We start from the raw sequence: 7925 nt of genomic DNA, 5'->3' as shown, positions 1-7925 counted from the left end.
TAAATCATATTGCGGTTTACCTTTATTGGCCAAAGCATCCAATAAGGGACCACCAGGATAACCCAAACCCATAGCCCGGGCTATCTTGTCATAGGCCTCCCCCACTGCATCATCTTTAGTTTGTCCCCATAATCGATAAACACCATGATCTTTCATTTCGATTAATACACTATGTCCACCAGAAACCAATAAACCAATTACCGGAAATTCAATATTTTGCTGTACCAACCAATTGGCATATAAATGTCCCTCCAAATGATTAATAGCCAACAGCGGTAATTGTAAACTATAGGCTAAGGCCTTCACCGTATTTACTCCCACTAACAAAGCACCTACTAAACCAGGACCATAAGTTACAGCTAAAGCCGTTAAATCGGTAAATTTAAGTCTAGCTTCTTTTAAAGCTAGTTCAATTAAATAATTAATTTGTTCCAAATGTTTACGAGAGGCTATTTCCGGAACTACACCCCCAAATTGACGATGCACATTTACTTGGGAAGCAACTATATTGGCCAACAAATCTTTACCCCCGGCCAAAATGGCGACAGCGGTTTCATCACAACTAGTTTCCACCGCCATAATTATTTCTCCACTCATTAAAAAAACTCCTTCCACATAATCAAGGCATCTTCATTACCAACTACATAATAATTAGGTCTGATTCCTGCTGGCACAAAACCCAATTTCCGATAAAGCCCCTGTGCCCTTTTATTAGAAACTCTCACTTCCAAAGTCATTCGCAGGGCCCCTTTTTCTATGGCAATAACTTCTAAACCTTTTAATAATAATTCTCCTAATTTACGCCCCCGATATTCTGGTTTGATAGCCAAATTAGTCAAATGAGCTTCATCAATAATCACCCAAATTCCCCCATACCCTAATACTTTTTTAGTATCTTGACCAGTAGTAACTACTAAATAATGGGCAAATTCATTATCAGCCAATTCACATTGAAAAATAAATTTGGACCAAGGCCCCGAAAAGGATTGTTCTTCTATTTCTACCACTTGCTCAAGATCCCAAGTCTGCATTTGACGCAAAAAATAGGTCAATTATTTTCCCTACTTTCTCTTACAGCTAATTTTCTTTCTGCTTCCGAAGAGCGAATATAAAAAGGTTTTAAGGTAAACAAATCATCTGCCCTGCCAGCTAGTAGTTTTTCTATACCTAACCAAGCCACACAAACAGCCCGATTAATCTGCAAACAACTAGGTGGTAAAATAAATTTCTCTTGCAATTTTTCCTGCCATAAAGCCTGATATTTCAAGGCACCTGTACCACTAAAAATAATGGGCTCCTGATAAACGACTAATTTTTCCGCCCAAATTTCGGGAACAACCGCCTCAGCCTTTATTTCCTCCTGATAATTTATTCCCGAGAATCGATACAGAGCCGCATAAACCTCATTACGACGGGCTTCCAATAATGGGGAAACCAAACCAAAAGTACCACACCAAGGAAAAGCCATAACCAATAAAGTAGACACACTAGCCAAAGGCACATTCCAACCTTGTGCCAATCCTTTAGCTGTAGCCATACCAATCCGCAAACCCGTAAATGAACCTGGACCCCCGGCAATAGCTATTCCTCCGATATCAGTCCTTTTTACCTTGGTAATTTTTAAAAGCCGCTCAATTAAAGGTAATAATTGTTCCGAATGAGTCAAGCCCGTATTTAATGTTAATTCACCCCAAACTTTTTTTTTATCTACCAAAGCCACAGAAGCCACAGGAGAAGAACTTTCAATCCCCAAAACCAACATCTTTCGCCAACTCCTTAATTAAAATCTCCCACTTTTCACCATATGGATAAAAAGTAAGCAAACGTCCCTGTTCAGCCTGATACTCTATTTTTATCCGTAAATATTCTGCAGGTAAATAAGGGCTGATCAAATCACCCCATTCGATTACCACTACTCCTGGTCCTGCAAAATAATCTTCATAACCCAATTCCTCGAAATCCTCTGGAATTGTTAATCTATAAACATCAAAATGGGCCAATGGAATTTTCCCAGCATACAAATGAAGCAAAGTAAAAGTCGGGCTGGTAATCTCCCCCTTAATTCCCAAACCACAAGCTAAACCTTTTACAAAATGGGTCTTACCAGCTCCTAAATCACCAACCAAACTTATTATTTCACCACCCTTTAATTTAGCGGCCAATTTTTCAGCTAATTTTAAAGTCTCAGCTACCGAAAAAGAATAATAATTATACACCTTTACTCCACCCTTTTGGCAATTTAAAAACAGGTCTGATCAGCCCCACTATTTCCCCACAACTATTTTTTAATTTTGGTTCTAGCCAATCAACCATTTTCACCTGTGCGGCATTATCTAGTAAAGCCAATTGTTTTAGAACCGAAAGCACTACCACTGGTAATGCCCGGACATTACCATCAGCAATTTTCAGAGCAATACCCCACCGCCGCTCCGGTACCCCCAAGCAATAAACACCTTCAGCTCCAAATTTAGCAATAATCTTTTCCGATAAAGCCGACAATAACGCTGTATCAAAACTTTTACTTCCTCCTACATAAAAAGGTTGACTCTGCATAGCTTTTTGTACCAATTGACCAGCACTAACCTCTAGATTCACCAATTGAGCATAAGCTCTTGCCATATTCCTTAAAGGCAGAGCCCAAACCGGCACCCCACAACCATCAATTCCTTCTTTTAATTCCTCAGGTTTTAAACCAGCAAAATCTGCTACCAATCCTTTCATTTCCTGCTGTACTAAATGTGTAGGTAAATAATAATCGGCTAAAGACAAATCCCAATATTTAGCCAAAGCTAACATACCAGCATGTTTGCCAGAACAAGGATTAGCTAAATCACATTTTAAAAAAGAAGCATCCAAATCAATTTTCTCTAAAATATTTTGCACCCCACTTTGATGTTCTTTTTCCCCAGTATGTGAGCCGCAAAACAGAGCAATATCTTTTAAACTAAAATCATAATAATCGGCAGCACCGCCTTCAAGTACGGCCAAAGCCTGTAATGGTTTGGCCGCCGAACGGAAATAAGTAAAATAATGAGGGTCTCCCAAAGCAGTAATTATTTCCCCATGGTGATCAACCACCACTATTGAACCATAATGTACACTTTCCACCACTTTTCCCCTCAGCACCTCAGCCAACTTAACACTAGCCACCTTTTACTCCCTCCGCATAATCCACCAGATGCTTAAAAATAGCCAAGGAAACCCCATTTTCCATACCCAAACATTCCGGATGCCACTGCACGGCAATAATCCTTTTCCCCATTTCAATAGCCTCAATCAAATTATCCTTACTCCTAGCCACAGCTCTAAACCCTTTGCCCAATTTATTTATTCCCTGATGGTGAAAACTAGTTACAGCAAAGGATTTTTGCCCAACAATTTGTCCAAACTCGCTTTCCGATTCTATCCAAACCTGATGAGTAGGATGCCAACGCGGTGCTTCCTGATTATGCTTTAATTCAGTAACCCCTTTTAAATCCTGATGCAAAGTCCCCCCAGCAGCCACATTAAATAATTGTAATCCACGGCAAATCCCCACAGCTGGTTTATCCCCACTTAAAACCAACTTAGCCAATTCTATTTCAAAAAAATCACGCCGCGGAGCAATTTCAGCTAAATCTCTGTGTGGTTCCTCATCATAATAAAAGGGATCCAAATCACTGCCCCCCGAAAAAACAAAACCATCCATTTGCCTATAATATACCGTAATTAATTCCCGTTTAGCAATACTAGGCAATAAAAAAGGGATTCCTCCCGCTTTTTTTACTGCACAAACATACTCATGATGTAATTTGTGCCACTGTTTTTCTTCTTCCCAACCACAAGTGATACCAATTAAAGGTAGCAAGCTCCTTCCCTCCTTAAGATAAAAAAATAGACCCCTCGGCCTATTTTAAAGTTCGACTAATCCCAAACTAATTTCTAAAGCCTTATTTACCTGCTGCATTAAGCCGGCCTCCAAAGATGAAACCTTTTCCTGTAAACGACGTTTATCAATCGTTCTAATTTGCTCAAGCAAAACCACGGAGTTTTTCTCCAAACCACAAAATTCTTTGGCTAATTCTACATGAGTGGGTAATTTAGCCTTATCTAATTGACTAGTAATTGCCGCAATAATTGTCGTTGGACTGTACTCATTACCAATATCATTTTGCACAATTAAAACCGGCCGAGTACCACCTTGTTCTGAACCAACCACCGGACTTAATTGTGCATAAAAAATATCGCCCCTTTTTACCTTCATAAACAACACTCCATTATTTTTCGTTCTGTGAGTAAATGGGCTTCCTCCTCACAAAAACAAAATTCCTCGACTAAGGCCAAATTTAAACATGCCATTTCCTGATAACCTTTTCGCATTTCTTCACGTAAATATAGTTTTCTTTTTTCCCACAGATAGAAACGCATCGCCTCTCTGACTAATTCACTACGACATTTATTTTCCGCATCAATTAATAAATCCATTTCCTCTAATAAGGAAACAGGAAAGCACACCGTAATGCGCTTGCTATCCGCCACAAACAACCACCCCTTTTGTAATAAAAAGCCGTTCATCGCTCCTGCTTGTTTCATTATATATATTATGCATCATTAGAGTCAATATCAACCATAAGTAATTTCTTCCCATTTAGATTTTCTCCACACGTTCTACATTAGCGGCAATTCTAGTCAAAACTTCATAGCCAATAGTCTTTGACCACTTAGCTACCTCATCTAAAGTTACATTATAATTATCAAAAACATAAACCTGATCACCAACCTTAACCTCTCCCACAATATCTGTAATATCAAGCATAGTTAAATCCATACAAATTCTGCCCACAATCGGTGCCCTTTGACCATTAACCACCATCGAACCCTGATTGGAAAGCAAACGGCTAATTCCATCAGCATAACCGATAGCTACAGTGGCAATTACGCTTTCCCGAGTAGTTTCAAAGGTTCGTCCATAACTAATAAAAGTACCAGGGGGCACAGTTTTAATCTGTATAATGCGTGCCGCTAACTGTAGTGCTGGAGTTAAAGTTACCCTCTCCCGTAAAACATCAGCAGGATAATAGCCATAAATCATATAACCAGGACGGACCAAATTAAAATGAGCCTCCTTTTGTGTAAAAATAGGGACACTACTACTGGCATGTTTGAAACGAACCAGACCATAAATTTCTTCGAAATCCCATACTGCCTTTTTAAATATTTCCGTTTGTTTAACAGTATACTCTTGATCAGCAGGAAGCATACTGTCAGCACAAACATAATGCATATATAAACCTTCAACTTGAACATTACTTAATTTTTTTAATTCCCTAGCCGCTTTTTTAACTTCCCGAGGATTAATACCTAAACGTCCAGCCCCAGTATCTATTTCCAAATGCACCCGTAAGGGCTGTTTAGACTTTACTTCCCTAGCAAATTCCCAATAACCTAAACCAACTATAAAATCATGTTTCATAATTAAAGGCAAATCAACAGCAAGTGGTTGATATAAAATCATTATTTCCTTTTCCGGAAAAATTCTTTTTAAAACCAAGGCTTCTTGAACATCAGCTACCGCTAAATAATTACACATATGAAAAGCATTTACTACTATATCAGTACTACTACCATAAGCACCAGCTTTAATAATCGGCATAATTTCCACATCATTAGCTAATACCTCTTTAATCCTTTTCAAATTACTCTGCATAGCCCTTGTATTCATATATAACGTTACCGCCGCAGGCGGCAGTGTAAAAACCAAATCATGGCGGTAATCCATTTCCAAATACTTTTTCAGTTCTTGAAATACTTCCTCCATTTTCATCTGACGTGAGCCCTTTAATAAAACCACATCCCCTTCTTTTAATCCTGTCCGCATAACATATTCTTGCAAACAACCATAGAGCTCACTTTTAGTTTTAAAAGCAAAGCCCGCCTGTCCATAACCCTCCTCAAAATCCCGGTAATGGTCTCCTACAAAAAAAGCAAGTAGCGATAATTCTCGGCACAACTCACCTAAATGTCGGTGTTCCCGAGAAGAAAATTCCCCCAGCTCATTCATTTCACCCAAAATAGCTAACTTTTTACCTTTAGACTGATTCGCACATAAAGTAGCCAATGCTGCTTTAACCGAATCAGGATTAGCACTATAAAAATCTTTAATTAAAGTAATGCCTTTAAAAACACTTTCCTCATAACGCCAATTCTCATTTACAAAATTAGCTAAAGCCGTTTTAATTTCTTTTCCTGTTAACCCCATTTTAAATGCACAAGTAATCGCCAATAAAGCATTATTAAGATTATGCTTACCTTGTAAAGGTAAAAATAATTCTATTTTTTCTTTACCCCGTACCACCGTAAAATTCAAGCCCTCTTTAGACATTTCCCAATGATCAACAAAAACATAATTACCCGCATTTTTTCTTACACCAGCCCCGATAATTTGCGGCCAAGTTATTTTTTTCAAAAAAGGATCATCACTATTTAAAATTAAACAACCCCGCAAACCTTCTTTAATTTCCGCTTTAGCCCGCAAAATATTTTCCCGTGAACCTAAATTACCCAAATGAGCAGTACCGATATTAGTAATTATCGCTATATCCGGACTGGCAATTTTAGACAACTTAGCTATTTCCCCCAAACGATTCATTCCCAATTCAAAAACAGCAACTTCATGTTCTGCAGTTAAACCAAAAATAGAAAGTGGTAAGCCAATTTCATTATTAAAATTTTTATACGTAGAAATAACTTTATATTTAGTAGCTAACAAATGTGCTAGCAGATTTTTGGTGGTTGTTTTACCACTACTACCCGTTATGGCAATCACTTTAGTTCCCAAACGCTGACGATAGCCATTAGCTATCTGAGCCAAAGCCTCTAAAGTATTAGGAACCCGTAAAACAGGCATCTTCCCCTGAAAATCCTCCTCGACAATTAAAGCCCCAGCTCCCTTTTTTACCGCTACCGGTAAAAAAGCATGTCCATCATAATTCTCCCCTTTTAAAGCCAAAAAAACTTCTCCGGGCCGAATTGTTCTGGTATCAATACTAATACCCTTTACCCAAAAATCATCCGAAAAAGTAAAATCCATTTGTAAAAAAGAACACAAATCACTTAAATAAATATTTTCCATAGACCTTCATCTCCCAAAATCATTATAACATATTTCCAAACAATATATTTGGCAAACAGTCTTTTCAGTACACATTGAAATAGCACCCGGGAAATGATGACCTTGAACCGAAAAACCCATTACTATTTTTCACCTAAATAATATTCTAAATTTCTTTTTTCCATAGGAAATTTTCCTCTTTCCCTGAACTCCACACTATCCTTTTTATGTTCACTTAAATTACTTCTTGAATCCTGTTCAACAAGATTAATTTCTATATCTTGTTCTTGAAGTGTCTCCTTTTTTTGAACATCTCTTTCTTTAAACACTTTGCAAACCTTTTTACAAATTTCAACCAACAAACGAGCATTATAATACAACAGTGTACATACTGCCGCGAAATAGATCAATTCTAAACTTACACCTACAATTAAAATTAAATTTGATGCCCCTGCAGCAGCCGGCATACAAAATCCCCCTTAACAAAACACAATTATGACCTCTCCATTTATTTCTATCTTTCAAACTCATACTTCTCTTTTTTAAGAGCCTGTTCATTTATTTCCCTAACAACCCCTTGAACCTCACCCCCATATTTTCCCAAATATTCCTTTTGTCTATAAAACAAGACTGCTGGCAGCTCACCTTCCCGCTGCCTAAAATCAAGTACAGCCAAAGGCCGCAGATCTGACAATACGTAATCCTTCCAAACCACCCTCCCTTTTGGATACTGATCGTAAATCTCGCAACTGCCATGACCTCATTTTTCTCCCCCCCACTGAAATGCTCTTTTACCTGATCAGAACACGGTGGTTAAAATTGTGTAAACTAATTT

The 7925-nt window shown here is 38.1% G+C and carries 11 protein-coding genes; all 11 read right to left on the bottom strand.

Going from position 1 to position 7925, the window contains the following annotated elements; translation table 11 throughout:
• Positions 1–597 (bottom strand): tRNA (adenosine(37)-N6)-threonylcarbamoyltransferase complex transferase subunit TsaD (gene tsaD / locus GX687_06175; protein ID HHX97024.1); only part of this gene is annotated, 597 nt, incomplete at its 3' end.
• Positions 597–1031, bottom strand: coding sequence for a ribosomal protein S18-alanine N-acetyltransferase (gene rimI / locus GX687_06170; protein HHX97023.1), 435 nt, complete (start codon positions 1029–1031; stop codon positions 597–599). The genes rimI and tsaD, both read right to left, overlap by 1 nt.
• Positions 1032–1048: 17 nt before the next feature.
• The gene (gene tsaB, locus GX687_06165; GenBank protein ID HHX97022.1) at positions 1049–1762 is read right to left on the bottom strand and encodes a tRNA (adenosine(37)-N6)-threonylcarbamoyltransferase complex dimerization subunit type 1 TsaB; all 714 of its coding nucleotides are present in this window, start codon (positions 1760–1762) and stop codon (positions 1049–1051) included.
• Positions 1743–2216, bottom strand: a complete 474-nt coding sequence (gene tsaE, locus GX687_06160) for a tRNA (adenosine(37)-N6)-threonylcarbamoyltransferase complex ATPase subunit type 1 TsaE (GenBank protein HHX97021.1) — start codon at positions 2214–2216, stop codon at positions 1743–1745. Before tsaE ends, tsaB begins: the two co-directional genes overlap by 20 nt.
• Entirely contained in the window at positions 2209–3150 is a 942-nt protein-coding gene (locus GX687_06155; protein ID HHX97020.1) for an asparaginase, read from the bottom strand. The genes tsaE and GX687_06155 overlap by 8 nt, the downstream gene beginning before the upstream one ends.
• Positions 3143–3847, bottom strand: a complete 705-nt coding sequence (locus tag GX687_06150; GenBank protein ID HHX97019.1) for a gamma-glutamyl-gamma-aminobutyrate hydrolase family protein — start codon at positions 3845–3847, stop codon at positions 3143–3145. Before GX687_06150 ends, GX687_06155 begins: the two co-directional genes overlap by 8 nt.
• Before the next feature lie 45 nt (positions 3848–3892).
• Positions 3893–4243, bottom strand: coding sequence for a type II toxin-antitoxin system PemK/MazF family toxin (locus tag GX687_06145; protein ID HHX97018.1), 351 nt, complete (start codon positions 4241–4243; stop codon positions 3893–3895).
• The gene (locus GX687_06140) at positions 4240–4518 is read right to left on the bottom strand and encodes a hypothetical protein (GenBank protein HHX97017.1); all 279 of its coding nucleotides are present in this window, start codon (positions 4516–4518) and stop codon (positions 4240–4242) included. The genes GX687_06145 and GX687_06140 overlap by 4 nt, the downstream gene beginning before the upstream one ends.
• 109 nt (positions 4519–4627) lie before the next feature.
• Positions 4628–7111 carry an alanine racemase gene (alr, locus tag GX687_06135; GenBank protein HHX97016.1) on the bottom strand — a complete coding sequence of 828 codons (2484 nt, stop codon included), beginning with the start codon at positions 7109–7111 and terminating at the stop codon, positions 4628–4630.
• Between the two features lie 122 nt (positions 7112–7233).
• Positions 7234–7557: a hypothetical protein gene (locus GX687_06130; GenBank protein HHX97015.1), complete on the bottom strand. Its 324-nt coding sequence runs from the start codon at positions 7555–7557 to the stop codon at positions 7234–7236.
• A gap of 47 nt (positions 7558–7604) precedes the next feature.
• A complete protein-coding gene (locus GX687_06125; protein ID HHX97014.1) occupies positions 7605–7784 on the bottom strand; it encodes a hypothetical protein in 180 nt (59 codons plus the stop codon).
• Between the last annotated feature and the right edge of the window lie 141 nt (positions 7785–7925).

Source organism: Clostridia bacterium, from assembly GCA_012841935.1.
Classification (GTDB): Bacteria; Bacillota; Peptococcia; order DRI-13; family DTU073; genus DUTS01.
The sequence above is the reverse complement of the archived record's forward strand: the minus strand, read 5'-3'. Positions and strand labels throughout refer to the sequence as shown.

Excerpts from the sequence above, each read along its gene's own strand:
- rimI (HHX97023.1), bottom strand. The coding sequence starts at position 1,031 with ATGCAGACTTGGGATCTTGAGCAAGTGGTAGAAATAGAAGAACAATCC.
- tsaB (HHX97022.1), bottom strand. The coding sequence starts at position 1,762 with ATGTTGGTTTTGGGGATTGAAAGTTCTTCTCCTGTGGCTTCTGTGGCT.
- GX687_06145 (HHX97018.1), bottom strand. The coding sequence starts at position 4,243 with ATGAAGGTAAAAAGGGGCGATATTTTTTATGCACAATTAAGTCCGGTG.
- alr (HHX97016.1), bottom strand. The coding sequence starts at position 7,111 with ATGGAAAATATTTATTTAAGTGATTTGTGTTCTTTTTTACAAATGGAT.
- GX687_06130 (HHX97015.1), bottom strand. The coding sequence starts at position 7,557 with ATGCCGGCTGCTGCAGGGGCATCAAATTTAATTTTAATTGTAGGTGTA.